The 17,846-nt window shown below is 62.3% G+C and carries 14 protein-coding genes; 13 read left to right on the top strand and 1 reads right to left on the bottom strand.

Annotated elements, in window-relative coordinates; translation table 11 throughout:
* The first annotated feature begins 522 nt into the window (after window positions 1–522).
* The 12 genes from ACK59Z_RS10780 to ACK59Z_RS10725 all read left to right on the top strand — a co-directional run bounded on the left by ACK59Z_RS10780 (window position 523) and on the right by ACK59Z_RS10725 (window position 16,660).
* Complete coding sequence (locus ACK59Z_RS10780; RefSeq protein ID WP_004577139.1) at window positions 523–1,839, top strand: nucleotide sugar dehydrogenase; 1,317 nt, start codon at window positions 523–525, stop codon at window positions 1,837–1,839.
* 86 nt (window positions 1,840–1,925) lie between these two features.
* The gene (locus ACK59Z_RS10775; RefSeq protein WP_003251762.1) at window positions 1,926–3,407 is read left to right on the top strand and encodes a glycosyltransferase family 2 protein; all 1,482 of its coding nucleotides are present in this window, start codon (window positions 1,926–1,928) and stop codon (window positions 3,405–3,407) included.
* A 37-nt stretch (window positions 3,408–3,444) separates the two neighbouring features.
* Window positions 3,445–4,611: a PilZ domain-containing protein gene (locus ACK59Z_RS10770; protein ID WP_108191272.1), complete on the top strand. Its 1,167-nt coding sequence runs from the start codon at window positions 3,445–3,447 to the stop codon at window positions 4,609–4,611.
* A gap of 10 nt (window positions 4,612–4,621) precedes the next feature.
* Window positions 4,622–6,055 (top strand): alginate biosynthesis TPR repeat lipoprotein AlgK, encoded by a 1,434-nt coding sequence (gene algK / locus ACK59Z_RS10765; RefSeq protein ID WP_108191273.1) that lies wholly within the window; start codon window positions 4,622–4,624, stop codon window positions 6,053–6,055.
* Window positions 6,052–7,530 carry an alginate export family protein gene (locus ACK59Z_RS10760; protein WP_108191274.1) on the top strand — a complete coding sequence of 493 codons (1,479 nt, stop codon included), beginning with the start codon at window positions 6,052–6,054 and terminating at the stop codon, window positions 7,528–7,530. Before algK ends, ACK59Z_RS10760 begins: the two co-directional genes overlap by 4 nt.
* A gap of 22 nt (window positions 7,531–7,552) precedes the next feature.
* Window positions 7,553–9,112, top strand: a complete 1,560-nt coding sequence (algG, locus tag ACK59Z_RS10755; RefSeq protein WP_108191275.1) for a mannuronan 5-epimerase AlgG — start codon at window positions 7,553–7,555, stop codon at window positions 9,110–9,112.
* 13 nt (window positions 9,113–9,125) lie between these two features.
* A complete protein-coding gene (locus ACK59Z_RS10750) occupies window positions 9,126–10,565 on the top strand; it encodes an alginate O-acetyltransferase (RefSeq protein ID WP_019752509.1) in 1,440 nt (479 codons plus the stop codon).
* Window positions 10,566–10,573: 8 nt separating this feature from the next.
* Window positions 10,574–11,677: a mannuronate-specific alginate lyase gene (locus tag ACK59Z_RS10745; RefSeq protein WP_108191276.1), complete on the top strand. Its 1,104-nt coding sequence runs from the start codon at window positions 10,574–10,576 to the stop codon at window positions 11,675–11,677.
* A gap of 198 nt (window positions 11,678–11,875) precedes the next feature.
* Window positions 11,876–13,333 (top strand): MBOAT family protein, encoded by a 1,458-nt coding sequence (locus ACK59Z_RS10740; protein ID WP_014592311.1) that lies wholly within the window; start codon window positions 11,876–11,878, stop codon window positions 13,331–13,333.
* A gap of 11 nt (window positions 13,334–13,344) precedes the next feature.
* A complete protein-coding gene (locus ACK59Z_RS10735; RefSeq protein ID WP_409292985.1) occupies window positions 13,345–14,502 on the top strand; it encodes an alginate O-acetyltransferase in 1,158 nt (385 codons plus the stop codon).
* A 20-nt stretch (window positions 14,503–14,522) separates the two neighbouring features.
* Window positions 14,523–15,170, top strand: a complete 648-nt coding sequence (locus ACK59Z_RS10730; protein ID WP_108191278.1) for an alginate O-acetyltransferase AlgF — start codon at window positions 14,523–14,525, stop codon at window positions 15,168–15,170.
* A 35-nt stretch (window positions 15,171–15,205) separates the two neighbouring features.
* Window positions 15,206–16,660, top strand: coding sequence for a mannose-1-phosphate guanylyltransferase/mannose-6-phosphate isomerase (locus ACK59Z_RS10725; protein WP_003251742.1), 1,455 nt, complete (start codon window positions 15,206–15,208; stop codon window positions 16,658–16,660).
* 38 nt (window positions 16,661–16,698) lie between these two features.
* Here ACK59Z_RS10725 and ACK59Z_RS10720 read toward each other — a convergent pair whose 3' ends face one another.
* Complete coding sequence (locus tag ACK59Z_RS10720) at window positions 16,699–16,974, bottom strand: hypothetical protein (RefSeq protein ID WP_409292982.1); 276 nt, start codon at window positions 16,972–16,974, stop codon at window positions 16,699–16,701.
* Between the two features lie 346 nt (window positions 16,975–17,320).
* On the opposite strand from ACK59Z_RS10720, the gene ACK59Z_RS10715 reads away from it, so the two are divergent.
* On the top strand, window positions 17,321–17,785 hold the full coding sequence (locus tag ACK59Z_RS10715) for a hypothetical protein (protein ID WP_003251738.1): 465 nt from the start codon (window positions 17,321–17,323) through the stop codon (window positions 17,783–17,785).
* Window positions 17,786–17,846: the final 61 nt, after the last annotated feature.

Below are 17,846 nucleotides of genomic sequence, written 5' to 3'. Positions count from 1 at the left end.
TGCTTCGAGTGTTCCTGGTTTTTTTTTTTTTTTTACAAAGGCAACCATCGACGTCTACCCCCCTCATTTTGGTCGGCACCTCAAGATTTGTAAAAGAGACGCCCGCGGGGTTGTGAGAGATATTTTAAAGAAGACAGGGGCGGTTATCCCCTGCCCGCCATAAAAAATTCGACAGGTATCACGGAACCCCCCGAAGACCTTGTCCATGCAGGAGAGACGCGTCCCTTACAAATCGTCCTAGTGGTTGATTTCAAAGGATTTATTCACTTGAAAAAACAAGCACAGCAACGCGCCAAGTAGCGCATTGCAATAAAGACGGCTGCATTTCAGGGCACGTTTTTTAATGAATGGCTATTGAGTGCCAACTTTGAGCGCATAACTTTTTGCGTTCCGGATTTATTTTGCCTGCGCTCGGCGAAGTGTGCATTCGCCATGGATCCGTGCGCCCGAAAACTGTTGTTAATCAACCCAGCCCGGGTCTCTGCGGAGGCGCCGGCGTGATAAACACATGAGGTGATAGCGATGCGTATCAGCATCTTTGGTTTGGGTTATGTGGGTGCAGTCTGTGCAGGCTGCCTGACGGCGCGTGGCCATGAAGTGATCGGTGTGGACGTGTCCAGCACCAAGATCGACCTGATCAACCAGGGCAAGTCGCCCATCGTCGAACCTGGCCTGGAAGCACTGCTGCAACAGGGCATCGCCAATGGCCGCCTGCGCGGCACTACCGACTTCGCCGAAGCCATCCGTGCCAGCGATGTGTCGATGATCTGCGTGGGCACCCCCAGCAAGAAAAACGGCGACCTGGGCCTAGAGTACATCGAGTCCGTGTGCCGCGAGATTGGCTACGTGCTGCGTGACACCACCCGCCGTCACACCATCGTGGTGCGCAGCACCGTGCTGCCTGGCACCGTCAAGAACGTGGTCATCCCGATCCTGGAAGATTGCTCGGGCAAAAAGGCCGGCGTCGACTTCGGTGTGGCGGTCAACCCGGAATTCCTGCGTGAAAGCACCGCCATCAAGGACTACGACCAGCCCCCGATGACGGTCATCGGCGAACTGGACAGCGCCAGCGGTGACATCCTCCAGGCCCTGTACGAAGAACTCGACGCCCCGGTCATCCGCAAGCCGATCGAAGTGGCCGAGATGATCAAGTACACCTGCAACGTATGGCACGCCACCAAGGTCACCTTCGCCAACGAAATCGGCAACATCGCCAAGGCGGTGGGCGTCGATGGCCGCGAGGTGATGGACGTGGTCTGCCAGGACAAGGTCCTCAACCTGTCCCAGTACTACATGCGCCCTGGCTTCGCCTTCGGCGGCTCTTGCCTGCCCAAGGACGTACGCGCCCTCACCTACCGCGCCGCCAGCCTCGATGTCCGTGCACCGCTGCTCGACTCGCTGATGCGCAGCAACGAATCGCAGGTGCAGAACGCCTTCGAGCTGATCGAAGCCCACGACAAGCGCAAGGTCGCCCTGCTGGGCCTGAGCTTCAAGGCCGGCACCGACGACCTGCGCGAAAGCCCGCTGGTGGAACTGGCCGAGCGCCTGATCGGCAAGGGCTACCAGCTGGACATCTACGACGAGAACGTCCAGTACGCCCGTGTTCACGGCGCCAACAAGGACTACATCGAGTCGAAGATCCCGCACGTGTCGTCGCTGCTCAACGCCAACTTGCAGCAGGTGATCGACAACGCCGACATCATCGTCCTCGGCAACCGTGACGAGCAGTTCCGTGCGCTGGCCCTGCAAGCGCCAGCCGGCAAGCAGGTGATCGACCTGGTCGGCTTCATGAACAAACCGACCAGCACTACCGCCCGTACCGAAGGCATCTGCTGGTAAGTGCCCGGCCGGGCAGCGATGAGGCACTCGACAAGAGCCGCCTCCTCGCTGCCCACCCTTTCCCGAATTCTCGACGGATGCTGAACATGCAAAGGCTCCAGACAGTGCTGTTGCAGTGCGCCGGGTGGCTGCTCTACATGAGCCTGCTCATGCTGATCGCCCTGGCCCTGCCAGCTGATATCTTCGACTCGCAGTCGAAGCACTTCATCTTCCTGGTCGGCGCAGTCGGCATCTGGCGCTACTCCATGGGCGCCACCCATTTCATCCGCGGCATGATCTTCCTCTACGGCGTGTACCCGTACCTGCGCCGCAAGGTGCAGAAAATGGGTAACGCCACCGACCCGTCGCATGTCTACCTGATGGTCACCAGCTTCCGTATCGAAGCGCTGACCACCGCCCAGGTATACAGCTCGGTGATCCGCGAGGCGATCAACTGCGGCTTCCCCACCACCGTGGTCTGCTCGCTGGTGGAAATGTCCGATGAACTGCTGGTGAAGAGCCTGTGGGCCAAGTACAACCCGCCGGCCCACGTGAAGCTGGACATCGTGCGTATCGCCGGTACCGGCAAGCGCGATGGCCTGGCCTACGGCTTCCGCGCCATCTCGCGCATGCTGCCGGACGAGAACGCCGTGGTGGCGGTAATCGACGGTGACACCGTGCTGGCCGACGGCGTGGTACGCAAGACCGTGCCGTGGTTCAAGCTGTTCCCCAATGTGGGCGGCCTGACCACCAATGAATTCTGCGAAGTGCGTGGCGGCTACATCATGAGCGAGTGGCACAAGCTGCGCTTCGCCCAGCGCCACATCAACATGTGCTCGATGGCCCTGTCCAAGCGCGTGCTTACCATGACCGGGCGCATGTCGATGTTCCGCGCCAGTGTGGTGACCAACCCCGAGTTCATCGCCGACGTCGAAAGCGACTCGCTGATGCACTGGCGCCTGGGCCGCTTCAAGTTCCTTACCGGGGACGACAAGTCCAGCTGGTTCAGCCTGATGCGGCTGGGCTACGACACCTTCTACGTGCCGGACGCCGCCATCAACACGGTCGAGCATCCGCCGGAAAAAAGCTTCCTCAAGGCCAGCCGCAAGCTGATGTACCGCTGGTACGGCAACAACCTGCGGCAGAACTCACGGGCACTGGGCCTTGGCCTGCGTCGCCTGGGGCTGTTCACCAGCATCGTGTTGTTCGACCAGCGCGTGTCGATGTGGACCAGCCTGCTGGGCCTGACCGTGGCGGTGATCGCCAGCCTCAAGTTCGGCATGGCCTTCTTGCTGGTGTACCTGCTGTGGATCGGCATTACGCGCCTGATCCTCACCATCATGCTGCTGTGCTCAGGCCACAACGTAGGCCCAGCCTACCCGCTGATTCTCTATTACAACCAGATCATCGGCGCGCTGATGAAGATCTACGTGTTCTTCCGCCTCGACAAGCAGTCGTGGACGCGTCAGCCCACTGCCCTCAAGCGTGACCTCGCCAGCTTTCAACAATGGTTCAACACCTGGTCCTCGCGGACCATGACCTTCTCGGCTGCCAGCATCTTCGTTGCTGTGCTGTTCATGGTCGTGTGAGCCCAACCCGGATCGGATCTAACAGGAACAAACCACCATGAATACCGCCGTGAACGTCAATGTCGTGCATGAGTCCGAAGCCCAGCGCCAACACGCCCGGGTACGCATTCCCGCCAAGCTGCGGTTCCTGGACGCCCAGCGCCAGGTCCACGAGGTCAAGGTCGAAGACCTTTCTGCCGGCGGCCTGAGCTTCCACGCCAAGCAACCGCAGTCGGTGGGCGATGTGCTGCGCGGGCGCCTGCAGTTCGTGGTCGACAACCTGGGCCTGTCGATGGACATCGAGTTCCAGGTGCGCTCGTACAACCCGGACAATGGCCGTATCGGTGCGCAGTTCCAGAACCTTGAACCTCGCGACATCGCCACGTTGCGGCACATCATCACCAGCCACCTGTCGGGTGAGCTGATCAGCATCGGCGACGTACTCAGCACCCTGCAACGTGACAACTTCACCAAGGCGCGCAAGCAGAAGGACGGTGGGTCGGGCCTGAGCGCCTTCGGCCGCTTCAAGGCAGTCACCGTCACACTGGGCGTGTTCGTGGTCGGCGTTGCGGCCTTTGGCTTCGTCGCCAAATCGTTGTATGGCATGTATTTCGTCAGCCACGCCGAAGCCGGTGTGGTCGCAGTGCCGACCACCAACGTCACCATGCCGCGCGACGGTACCGTGAGCAGCCTGGTCGAAAGCGGTGGGCAGATCGCCAAGGGCGCGCCACTGGCCAGCTTCACCACCAGCATGCTGGACATGCTCAAGGGCAACCTTGAAGACGCACAGCTGGAGCCGGCGAAGATCGAGGAGCTGTTTGGCAAGCAACTGTCCGGCACCCTCACCAGCCCCTGCGATTGCGTGGTCGCGCGCCAGTTGGTGGACGACGGCCAGTACGCCGCCAAGGGCCAGCCGATCTTCCAGTTGATCCCACGCACCACCAACCCGATGGTCGAGGCGCGCTTCAGCTACCGCCAGTTCGACGAGGTCAAGCCGGGTACCCGGGTCAACTTCCAGGTGGCCGGCGAAGACGAAGTGCGCACCGGCCAGATCGTCAGCAGCGCCAGCCTCAACAGCGAAGACCTGTCCTCCGACATCCGCGTGCAGATCAAGCCAGACACCGGCCTGCCCGCCGAACTGGCCGGCCGCCCGGCCTCGGTCAACAGCGACCGTGGCCCCTCGCTGAACTGGCTGATCGACAAAGCCGTGGCCCGCGGCCTGTGAGGGACAGACAATGATCTCTGATACCTACAAGGTCCGCGTGAACCTGGGATTGTGTGCACTGGCCGCCGCCATCACCCTGGCCGGGTGTGCCGGCCTGCCCGACCAGCGTCTGGCCAACGAGGCCATGAAGCGCGGTGACACGGCATTGGCCGAGCGCAACTACAAGGCGCTGGCCGACCTGGGCTACAGCGAAGCGCAAGTCGGCCTTGCGGACATCAAGGTGGCCACCCGCGACCCCTCGCAAATCAAGGAAGCCGAAGCCACCTATCGCGCTGCAGCCGCCACGTCGCCACGCGCCCAGGCGCGCCTTGGCCGCCTGCTGGTGGCCAAGCCGGACAGCACCCAGGCCGAGCGCGAAGAAGCAGAGACCCTGCTCAAGCAAGCGGCCAGTCAAGGCGAAAGCAACACCCTGATCCCACTGGCGATGCTCTACCTCAGCTACCCGCAGAGCTTCCCCAAGGTCAACGCGCAGCAGCAGATCGACCAGTGGCGCGCCGCCGGCAACCCGGAAGCGGGCCTGGCCCAGGTGCTGCTGTACCGCACCCAGGGCACCTATGACCAGCACCTGGGCGAAGTGGAAAAGATCTGCAAGGCGGCGCTCAACAGCACCGACATCTGCTACGTCGAACTGGCCACCGTATACCAGAAACGCGGCCAGGCCGACCAGCAAGCCGCCCTGCTCGGCCAGTTGAAGGCCGCCTACGCCCGTGGCGCAGTGCCGGCCACCCGGATTGACAGCGTGGCCCGCGTGCTGGCCGACCGTAGCCTTGGCCAGACCGACGAAAAAACCGCCAAGGACCTGCTCGAGCAAGTAGCCCCGGCCAACCCGGCGTCCTGGGTCAGCCTGGCACAGCTGGTATACGACTTCCCCGAACTGGGCGACACCGACCAGTTGATGGCCTACATCGACAAAGGCCGCGAAGCTGAACAGCCACGCGCCGAACTGCTGCTGGGCCGTCTGTACTACGAAGGCAAAACCCTGCCAGCCGACGCTCAAAAAGCCGAGCAGCACCTGCAAGCCGCTGCCGAAGCCGGTGAGATCAGCGCCCATTACTACCTGGGCCAGCTCTACCGCCGCGGCTACCTGGGCAATGTCGAGCCGCAGAAAGCCGTCGACCACCTGCTGGCCGCCGCCCGTGGCGGGCAGAACAGCGCCGACTATGCCTTGGCTCAGCTGTTCAGCGAGGGCCACGGCATCCGCCCGCAACCGGGCAACGCCTGGGTGTTCGCCCAGCTGTCGCAGGCCAACCCGACGCCGCAATCAGCCGAACTGCTGCAGCAGCTCGACCAGCAACTGACACCTGATCAGCGCAACCAGGCCCAGCAACTGCTGGACCAGGAAAAGCGTGCACGCGGCAGCCTGGCGCAGGGCGCGAATAGCACCCTGGCCTTAGAAGCCCTGCAAGACGACGAAAAAGAAGTAGACGGTGAGGACTCGCTATGACGCTCAATCCCTTCGTGAAAGCCGGCATCGGCCTGAGCTTCGCCCTGCTGTGGTCCTGCCCGACCCTGGCGGAAATGACCGCTGAAAAAAACTTCGGCCTGGACGTGAAAATCACCGGCCAGTCGGAAGACGACCGTGACCTGGGCACCCGCTCTGGCGGCGACGTCAACGGCCTGGGCCTGGATCTGCGCCCGTGGGTGTACGGCGAGCGCGGTAACTGGAGTGCCTACGCCATGGGCCAGGCGGTCGCTGCGACCGACACCATCGAAACCGACACCTTGCGCCAGAACGACGATGGCACCAGCACCGAAACCGGCGACGATAGCCGTCAACCAGACAAAAGCTACCTGGCCATGCGCGAGTTCTGGGTCGGCTACAGCGGCCTTACCGCCTACCCAGGCGAGCAACTGCGCTTCGGTCGCCAGCGCCTGCGCAGCGACGATGGCATGTGGCGCGATACCAACATCGAAGCGCTGAACTGGACCTTCGATACCACCTTGCTCAAGGCCGACCTGGGCGTCGCCCAGCGCTTCAGCGAATACCGCACCGACCTCACCGAACTGGCGCCGGAAGACAAGGACCGCACCCACATCTACGGCAACGTCGCCACACAGTGGACCCCTGGCCACTGGGTTGGCCTGCGCGCTCACCACACACATGACAGCGGCAGCCTGAAGAGCCCCGGCGAAACGGTCGACGCGCTGGACAAGACCCGCACTGGCGACCTTACCTGGCTGGGTCTGGAGGCCAACAGCGACGCCTACAACTGGCGCAACGACCACACCGTGAATTACTGGGGCAGCGTCACCTGGCTGACCGGTGACCGTGACAAGCTGAGCACCCAGCAGGTGGGTGACGACCAAGTCGCCACCGGCAAGCAGAGCGGTGACGTCAACGCCTGGGCAACCGACCTCGGTATCCGCCTGCGTCTGGACCCGCAATGGCAGGTCGGCGCTGCGTACGCCCGCGGTAGCGGCGGCGGCGGCGATGACGGCTCGAACAACTTCGAGCAGACCGGCCTGGAGAGCAACCGCTCCAACTTCACCGGCACCCGCTCGCGTGTGCACCGCTTCGGCGAAGCGTTCCGCGGCGAGCTGGGCAACCTGCAGGCCGCCACCCTGTTCGCTTCGTGGCAGCTGCGTGACGACTATGACGCGAGTCTGATCTACCACAAATTCTGGCGGGTCGATGGCAACCAGAACATCGGTTCCAGTGGCATCAACGCGGTGGTCAACGACAACGGCGTGAATCGCCCGCTGGTCGATGGCGAAAAAGACCTCGGCCAGGAAATGGACGTGGTCGTGACCAAGTACTTCAAGCAAGGCCTGCTGCCGGCTTCGATGAGCCAGGCCATCGACGAGCCGTCAGCCCTGGTGCGCCTGCGTGCCGGTGTATTCAAGCCGGGCGACGCCTACGGCAAGGAAGCGGACTCGTACATGCACCGCGCCTTCGTCGACGTCATCTGGCGCTTCTGAGGCTGGTAGGGGACTGACCGTGATGAACCTTCACCCGCACTTACGTCACAGCCTGTTGGCCAGTGCCTTGCTGCTGGCAAGCGGCCTGGCCACTGCCGCAGAGCCCCAGGTGATCGCCAAGGAGCTGCAGCAGGCCAAGACCTATACGGTGGCCAGCGCACCGATCGAGCCGCTGCAGATGGACCCGCCAAAGCTGCCCGACCTGACCGGTTTCACGGCCGAGGCGGTGCAGAAGAAAATCGACCGCCGCCACAAGGGCAAGGTCAGCCTGCGCCGTATGTTCCAGGAGGACACCCTCAAGGAGTTCGTCGGCGGCGACAACAAGGCCGCCGAGTGGGTGCAGCGCCAGCACGGCATCCCACAGGCGATCTTCGTCGAAGACGGCCATGTCGACCTGACCGAGTTGAGCAAGAAGGTACCCAAACAGTACTTCAGCGAAGTCGAGCCTGGGGTTTACCTGGCACGCCTGCCGATCGTGGTCGGGCAAAAGGGCATCCTCGAGATCGACGGCAAGGTCAAACAGCTGCGCCTGTCCCAGGAGGGCGGCGCATTTCTGGTCAATGACGGCAAGCTGTTCGTAACCGATACCCAGGTGACCGGCTGGCGGGAAAAGGACAACGGCCCGGCGACCTTCCGCTCGCCCAAGGAATTCCGCCCGTTTCTGCTGTCGTGGGGCGGTACCGAGACCTACATCGTCAATACGAAAATGGCCAGCTTCGGCTACGCCAAGTCCAAGTCGTATGGCGTGAGCATCTCGCAGTACACGCCGAACATGGCCAAGCGCATGGGCCGCCCGGAGCCCACCGGCTGGATCATCGGTTCGGAGTTCAGCGACATGTGGTACGGCTTCTACTGTTACGAAACCCAGGACTTCGTGATCAAGGACAGCACCTACCGCGACAACATCGTCTACGGCATCGACCCGCACGACCGTTCGCATCGCCTGATCATCGCCGGCAACACGGTGTACGGCACCAAGAAGAAGCACGGCATCATCGTTTCGCGTGAGGTCAACGACAGCTGGATCATCAACAACAAGAGCTACAACAACAAGCTCTCGGGCGTGGTGATCGACCGTAACAGCGTCAACAACCTGGTGGCCTACAACGAGATCTACCGCAACCACACCGACGGCATCACCCTGTACGAAAGCGGCGACAACCTGATCTGGGGCAACAAGCTGGTCAACAACCGCCGCCACGGCATCCGCGTGCGCAACAGCGTGAACATCCGCCTGTACGAAAACGTCGCCATGGCCAACGGCCTGGTCGGCGTATACGGCCACATCAAGGACCTGTCCGACACCGACCGCGACATCGCCCTCGACCCATTCGACACCAAGGTGTCGCTGATCGTGGTGGGTGGCGAGCTGTCGGCCAACGGCTCCGGCCCGCTGTCGATCGACTCGCCGCTGTCGGTCGAGCTGTACAAGGTGTCCATGCTCGCCCCGCGCAAGGCCAGCGGCATCAGCCTCAATGGTGTGCTGGGTGAGCGCCAGGACGAAATCCTCGACCTGCTGGTACGCCAGCAGAAGGCTGTGCTGATCGACCCGGTCGAACGCCAGACCGAAATGATCGATTAAGGAAGCCCAGACCATGACTCCACACCTGATGAAACTGCTGGGCCTGTCCGCCGCCCTTCTGGCAATCAGCCAGGGCGTGCGCGCCGAAGACGTCAAGGCCCCGACCTTCAACGCCGAGCCCTGCTGCCAGTTGTGCCCTGAAGCGCACGATGCCAGCCGCTACACCACCCGCTATCAGCAAAACTTCACCACGCTGGTGCAGGCCCAGGGCGACTGGCTGTTCCGCACCCGTGAAGACCTGCGCACCGAGTTCAACACCACCCCAGCCGGCTACAAACGCCTGCAGCAAGTGCACGACGCGTTCAAGAAACGTGGTGTGGAACTGGTGGTGGTGTACCAGCCGACCCGTGGCCTGGTGAACCGCAACATGCTCAACCCGGCCGAAAAAGCCGCGTTCGACTACCAGAAGGCCCTGGGCAACTACCAGGCCATGCTCAAGCGCTTCGCCAGCATGGGTTACAACGTGCCCGACCTGTCACCGCTGACCAACGAGCAACTGGCCGCCGCTGACCAGGGCAAGGACTTCTACTTCCGTGGCGACCAGCACTGGACGCCGTACGGTGCCGAGCGCGCGGCGAAGATCGTGGCCGACACCGTGCACAAGATGCCGGCCTTCGAAGGCATCCCGCGCAAGGAATTCGAGACCAAGAAGTCCGGGCGCATGGGCAAGACCGGCACCCTGCACAACGTTGCCGGCCAACTGTGCGGCACCAGCTACGCCGTCCAGTACATGGACCAGTTCGCCACCGAGCCGAAAGGCGCGAGCGGTGGCGACGACCTGTTCGGTGACAGCGGCAATGCGCAGATCACCCTGGTCGGTACCAGCCACAGCGGCAAAAACTACAACTTCTCGGGCTTCCTCGAGCAATACATCGGCGCCGACGTGCTCAACGTCGCCTTCCCTGGCGGCGGCCTGGAAGGGTCGATGATCCAGTACCTGGGCAGCGAGGAATTCCAGAAGAACCCGCCGAAGATCCTGATCTGGGAATTCTCCCCGCTGTACCGCCTGGACCAGGAAACCATCTGGCGGCAAATCCTTGGCCTGCTCGATGACGGCTGCGATGACCGCCCAGCCCTGATGAGCGCCAGCGCCACCCTCAAGCCTGGCAAGAACGAGCTGATGGTCAACGGCAAGGGCGGCGTGATCAAAGACCTGATCAACCGCAACCTGCAGATGGACGTCAAGTTCGAAGACCCCTCGGTGAAGGTGTTGCAGGCCACCCTCTGGTACCTCAACGGCCGCCATGAGGACATCAAGCTGGAAAAACCGGAAACCTCCGACACCGACGGCCGCTTCGTCTTCCAGATGCGCGAAGACGAGGACTGGGCCAGCCAGAGCCTGCTGGCGTTCGAGGTACAAGGGCCGGAAAGCGGCACCCAGAAGGTCGAAGCCAAGCTCTGCAAACGCAACAACTTCGCCGTGCCTGCGCAGACCGCGCAGGCTGGCCAGTGAGGCGAACCATGACCCTTTTCAAGCGAATTTCCAGCCCCGCCCTGCTCGCGTTGGCCTTGTTTGGCGGTGCCGCGCACGCCGCGCTGGTACCGCCGCAGGGTTACTACCAGGGGATCGAAAAGCTCAAAACCGGTGAGGGTAACTTCCGCTGCGAAGCGGCGCCCAAGCCATACACCGGCCCGCTGCAGTTTCGCAGCAAGTACGAAGGCTCGGACAAGGCACGGGCAACGCTCAACGCAGCCTCGGAAAAAGCCTTCCGCACGTCGACCGAAGACATCACCACGCTGGAGAAAGGCGTGAGCAAGATGGTCGGCCAGTACATGCGCGACGGCCGCCCGGCGCAACTCGACTGCACCCTGACCTGGCTGGGTACCTGGGCACGCGCCGGTGCATTGCTGTCCACCGACTACAACCATACCGGCAAGTCGATGCGCAAATGGGCGCTGGGCAGCATGAGCGGTTCATGGTTGCGGCTGAAATTCTCCAACTCGCAGCCGCTGGCGGCACACCAGGCCGAGGCCGACCTGATCGAAAAATGGCTCAGCCGCCTGGCCGAGCAGACTGTGCGTGACTGGAGCGACCTGCCGCTGGAGAAGATCAACAACCACAGCTACTGGGCGGCCTGGTCAGTCATGGCTACCGCCGTCGCCACCGACCGTCGCGACCTGTTCGACTGGGCCGTGAAGGAATACAAGGTGGGCGCCAACCAGGTGGATGACCAAGGCTTCCTGCCCAACGAAATCAAGCGCAAGCAGCGCGCGCTGGCCTATCACAACTACGCCTTGCCGCCGCTGGCGATGATTGCCAGCTTCGCCCAGGCCAATGGCGTCGACCTGCGCGCCGAGAACAACTTCGCCTTGCAGCGCCTGGGTGAAGGCGTGCTGGCCGGCGCCCGCGATCCCAGCCACTTCAAGGCGCGGGCGGGCAAGAAACAGGACATGACCGACCTCAAGGTCGACAGCAAGTACTCCTGGCTCGAGCCCTGGTGTGCGCTGTACCACTGCGTTGGCGACACGCTTGAGCGCAAGCACGACATGCAGCCGTTCAACAGCTTCCGGCTGGGGGGCGATGTGACCCGGGTCTATGACCCGAGTGCAGAGAGCAAGAAATGAATTGACCCCCATTGCGGGGGCGGAACCTGTGGGAGCGGGCATGCCCGCGAAGAAGCCACCGCGGTGCATGGCAAGGGCTTCGCCCTTGTTCGCGGGCTTGCCCGCTCCCACAGGAATCTAAGTTGCCTTCCAGTCTTGCACTGGGGGGTTTGGGGGGCGCTTTGCCCTGGATGCTGTGAACAAATTAGGAGAACCGGGATGGTCTTCTCGTCCAACGTGTTCCTGTTCCTGTTCTTGCCGATCTTCCTCGGCCTGTACTACTTGAGCGGGCAACGTTATCGCAACCTGCTGCTGCTGGTCGCCAGCTACATCTTCTACGCCTGGTGGCGGGTGGACTTCCTGGCACTGTTCGCCGGCGTCACCCTGTGGAACTACTGGATCGGCCTGAAAGTCGGTGCCGCCGGTGTGCGCACCAAGCCGGCGCAGCGCTGGCTGCTGCTCGGCGTGGGTGTCGACCTGGCGATCCTCGGCTACTTCAAGTACGCCAACTTCGGCGTCGACAGCCTGAACGCGATCATGACGTCGTTTGGCCTGGAGCCATTCATTCTCACCCACGTGCTGCTGCCGATCGGTATTTCGTTCTACATCTTCGAGTCGATCAGCTACATCATCGACGTATACCGCGGTGACACCCCAGCTACCCGCAACCTGATCGACTTCGCAGCGTTCGTGGCGATTTTCCCGCACCTGATCGCAGGCCCTGTGCTGCGCTTCAAGGACCTGGTCGACCAGTTCAACAACCGCACCCACACGTTGGACAAGTTCTCCGAAGGCTGCACCCGCTTCATGCAGGGCTTCATCAAGAAAGTGTTCATCGCCGACACCCTGGCCGTGGTCGCCGACCACTGCTTCGCCCTGCAAAACCCCACCACGGGCGATGCCTGGCTCGGCGCCCTGGCCTACACCGCACAGCTGTACTTCGACTTCAGCGGCTACAGCGACATGGCCATCGGCCTGGGCCTGATGATGGGCTTCCGCTTCATGGAAAACTTCAAGCAGCCCTATATCAGCCAGTCGATCACCGAGTTCTGGCGGCGCTGGCATATCAGCCTGTCGACCTGGCTGCGCGACTACCTGTACATCACCTTGGGCGGTAACCGTAAAGGCACCTTCAATACCTACCGCAACCTGTTCCTGACCATGCTGCTGGGCGGCCTGTGGCACGGTGCAAACTTCACCTACATCATCTGGGGCGCCTGGCACGGCATGTGGCTGGCCATCGAGCGCGCGCTGGGCCTCGACACCAACCCGCAGCGCTTCAACCCGGTGAAGTGGGCCTTCACCTTCCTGCTGGTGGTAGTCGGCTGGGTGATCTTCCGCGCCGAAAACCTGCAGGTGGCCGCCCGTATGTACGGCGCCATGTTCAGCTTCGGCGACTGGCAGCTGTCGGAGCTCAACCGCGCCCAGCTCACCGGTCTGCAGGTGGCCACCCTGGTCATCGCCTACCTCACCCTGGCGTTCTTCGGCCTGCGCGACTTCTACCGCAATGCCAGGCCGACGCCCAAGGCGACCCCGGTGCAGGTCAACGCTGACGGCTCGATCGGCCTGGACTGGACCCGGGTGATGACCCGCGCACTGATCCTGCTGCTGTTCGTCGCCTCGATCCTCAAGCTTTCGGCGCAAAGCTACTCGCCGTTCCTTTACTTCCAGTTCTGAGGTTGATGACCATGACCCGGACATTACGCATCACCTACTCCCTGTCGTTCCTCGGCCTGCTGGTCGGCATGGGCGCCTGGTCCACCGGTGGCCTGCAGAGTTTCCAGCGCACCGAGCAGATGACCCTGCTCAACGGCAAGCTGGCCAAGGCCGCCGAGACCCACTACGACGCCGAGTTCCCGATCAAGCGCCTGGGTACCAACTTGTGGGCGGCCATGGACTTCAAGCTGTTCAACGAAGGCCGCCCGGGTGTGGTACTGGGCCGCGACCAGTGGTTGTTCAGCGACGAAGAGTTCAAGCCCACCGCCGGTGCCGAGCAATTGATGCAGGAAAACCTGGCACTGATCCGTGGCGTACGCGACACCCTGCAGCAACACGGTAGCCAGCTGGTGCTGGCGATCGTGCCGGCCAAGGCACGGGTCTACGCCGAGTACCTGGGCAAAGAGCGGCCTGCCAGCCTGCATGACGACCTGTACAACCAGTTCCATGCCCAGGCACGCCAGGCCAACGTGTTCGCACCGGACCTGATGGCGCCGATGGAGCAGGCCAAGGCCCGCGGCCAGGTATTCCTGCGTACCGATACCCACTGGACGCCTATGGGTGCCGAAGTGGCGGCGCAGGCGCTGGCCGAAGCGGTCAGCCGCCAGAGCCTGCTCAACGGCGACCCACAAGCCTTCATCACCGAAGCCGGCAACACCGCCCCCTACAAGGGCGACCTGACCAACTTCCTGCCACTGGACCCCTTGTTCAGCAACCTGCTGCCGGCCCCGGACAACCTGCAGAAACGCACCACCCGGCCGGTCGATGCCGAGGGTGACGCCGGCAACGCGTTGTTCGCCGACAAGCAGATCCCGGTTGCACTGGTAGGCACCAGCTACAGCGCCAACCCGCACTGGAACTTCCTCGGCGCGCTGCAGCAGGCCCTGCGCAGTGACGTCGCCAACTACGCCGAAGACGGCCATGGCCCGCTGCTGCCGATGCTCAAGTACCTGCAAAGCGATGCCTTTAAAAACGCCGCACCACAAGTGGTGGTGTGGGAATTCCCCGAACGTTATCTGCCAATGAAAAACGACCTCAGCAGCTTCGATCCGCAGTGGATCGCGCAGCTGAAAAACGCCCGTAAATCCGAAGAAAACCTGGCCTTGTCGTCCACCCGGACAGACCACTGACTGATAGAGAGGAAACGCACATGACTACCAAGACTTCCATTGCCAAAGCCCTCACCCTCGCGGCCGGCCTTTCCCTTGCTTCGATGCAGGCCTTTGCTGGTGCCGACGCCGCACTGTATGGCCCAAGCGCGCCGAAAGGCTCGACCTTCGTACGCCTGTACAACGCGACCAGCGCACCGGCCGCCGCGTCGGTCGGCAACACCCAGATCAAACAGGTTGGCGCACAGGCCAGCAGCGACTTCAGCTTCCTGCCAGGTGGCGACTACACCGCCCAGGTCGGCAGCAAGAGCGTGCCGGTCAAGCTGGCCTCGGACAAGTACTACACCCTAGTCAACAGCAACACCGGCACCCCGAAACTGATCGAAGAACCACCGTTCAAGAACAAGCAGAAAGCCCTGGTGCGCGTGCAGAACCTGAGCGACCAGCAACTGACCCTGAAAACCGCCGACGGCAAGACCGAAGTGGTCAAGCCGGTGGCCGCCAACGGCCGTGGCGAACGCGAAATCAACCCGGTCAAGGTCAACCTGGCGCTGTACCAAGGAGACAAGAAAGTGGGTGACGTGAAACCCGTCGCCCTGGAGCGCGGCGAAGCCGCAGTGCTGTACGTAACGGGTTCCGGCAACGCCTTGTCGCCGGTGTGGGTAACTCGCCCCGTGGCTAGCAACTGATTCCCCTGCCTCTCAACGACTATTGGAGAAACATGATGATCCCGGTAATTCTTTCTGGTGGTAGCGGTTCCCGTCTGTGGCCTCTGTCGCGCAAGCAGTTCCCCAAACAGTTCCTGGCCCTGACCGGTGAGCACACGCTGTTCCAGCAAACCATCGAGCGCCTTGTATTCGAGGGCATGGACACCCCGATCGTGGTCTGTAACAAGGACCACAAGTTCATCGTCCAGGAGCAACTGGCCGCACTGAAGCTGGAAACCCAAGGCATCCTCATGGAACCGTTCGGCCGCAACACCGCGCCGGCCGTGGCCATGGCTGCCATGAAGCTGGTCAACGAAGGCCGCGACGAGCTGATGCTGGTGCTGCCTGCCGATCATGTGATCGATGACCAGAAAGCCCTGCAACGTGCCTTGGCCTTGGCCACCGTGGCCGCCGAGCGTGGCGAGATGGTGCTGTTCGGCGTGCCGGCGACCAAGCCGGAAACCGGCTACGGCTACATCCGTTCCAGCCAGGATGCGCTGCTGCCCGAAGGCGTGGCGCGGGTTGCGCAGTTCGTCGAGAAGCCCGACGAAAAACGCGCCGCAGAGTTCGTCCAGGCCGGTGGTTACTTCTGGAACAGCGGTATGTTCCTGTTCCGCGCAAGCCGCTTCCTCGAAGAGCTGAAAAAGCACGACGGCGACATCTACGATACCTGCGTACTGGCCCTGGAGCGCAGCCAGGAAGACGGCGATGTGCTGAGCATCGACGAAGCCACCTTCGCCTGCTGCCCGGACAATTCCATTGACTATGCGGTGATGGAGAAAACCCAGCGTGCCTGCGTGGTGCCGATGTCGGCGGGCTGGAGCGATGTAGGCTGCTGGTCGTCGCTGTGGGAAGTGCACGAGAAAGACGACAACGGCAACGTCACCAAGGGCGACGTGGTGGTTCAAGACAGCCGCAACTGCATGATCCACGGCAACGGCAAACTGGTGTCGGTGATCGGCCTGGAGAACATCGTGGTGGTCGAGACCAAGGATGCCATGATGATTGCCCACAAGGACAAGGTCCAGGGCGTCAAGCAGATGGTCAAGACCCTCGACGAACAGGGCCGCACGGAAACCCAGAACCACCTGGAAGTGTATCGCCCGTGGGGCTCGTACGACTCGGTGGACATGGGCGGCCGCTTCCAGGTCAAGCACATCACCGTCAAGCCGGGCGCCAGCCTCTCGCTGCAGATGCACCATCACCGCGCCGAGCACTGGATCGTGGTATCCGGTACCGCCGAGGTGACCTGCGACGAGAACGTGTTCTTGCTGACCGAAAACCAGTCGACCTATATCCCCATCGCTTCGGTGCACCGTTTGCGCAACCCGGGCAAGATCCCGCTGGAGATCATCGAAGTGCAGTCCGGCAGCTACCTGGGCGAGGATGACATCGAGCGCTTCGAGGATGTGTATGGGCGCACGTCCACCCCCATCGAGCGCGGCGTTTCGGTGAAGACCATCGCGCAGTAAATGCTGGCTCGCCCCTGGGCTGACCAGGGGCGAGCTGCTCATTCAAGGGTCGGGGCTATGACGGAGATGTCGAATGGGCCACCCACCACCCTGAAAGGTCGCTGCAAATCATCCTCCCCTTCAAATTCGAAGGATTCAGCCCTGATGCTTGTGGCGGTCATCTCGAGTTTCCGGATACGTCCGGATTTCGCATAGCCGCCATAGGTTGTGCCGCGCTTGTGAACAAGCGCCCGGTTCGCCTCCCCCCCGATAACGACATCCCGCACGCCCGCCTGTAACTGCAGGTCGAAGTCAATGTAGACGTCCTGCATCATCGGCCTGCCCCTTGTACGCATACAACCACGCGTTTTGTTCAGTGGTCCCGAAATCCACGCCCTGCGAAACGAAATCCTCTCTTTGACCCGCAAGGCTGATGACAGCCGTAACAGTGCCCTTGGCAGGCGCTTTTTTCATTTCTTGTACAGGTTTTGCTCAACCGATGTGTCACTCATGGCCATGCTCCTTTTGATTAGGCATGGCGGAATCTAGAATGGATGTACCCTTTCCACTACTCGCAGTATTGCCAGGTCTGGCCTCTGGCATAGTTGCTCACCGGTTACCTGACCGCTGGGTTTTAGATAGGCTGTAGCCATCCCTGCGCGCGAATGAGGCGATTACGCGATGCTGATCGGTGCCCTGCTGATCCTCACCTGGCTGGTGTTGTTGTTGCGTTACCCAGCCAAGGCTCTTCCCATCTCCCTGGCGGCCGTGTTTGGCCTGGGTCTGGTGGCCTTGTTCGTGGTCTGGCAAGACAGCCGCGAAAGCAGTCGACTGGCACGCCTGGACCTGCGCCTGACCTACGCCCCCGAACACTGTCCCGCCGACCGTGCCCTGCAGGTACGCATGAAGAACGGCAACGACGTGCCGCTGACCGAACTGCGCTGGCGCGTGGCGGCGTACGCACCGGGCGATACCGTGAACCTGGCCGAGAACACCTACAATGCACCGCGATACCGAGGGCCAGGTGAATTGCAGCCGGGGGCCGAGTGGCAAGACTGCCTGCCATTGCCGCCGCTGCGTTCCGGCTATCGGCCGCAGACCCTGGAATTCCGGGTAGAGCACCTGCAAGGTACATTTGCCAATTGATGTGTTGCCTATGCCGGCTTCTTTGCGGGTCAACCCGCTCCTGCAGGGTGTAGGGGCGGGT

The organism is Pseudomonas sp. KCJK9058 (assembly GCF_046230975.1).
Taxonomy (GTDB): Bacteria; Pseudomonadota; Gammaproteobacteria; order Pseudomonadales; family Pseudomonadaceae; genus Aquipseudomonas; species Aquipseudomonas alloputida.
Note: the sequence above shows the minus strand (reverse complement) of the source record. Positions and strands in the feature narration are given on the sequence as shown.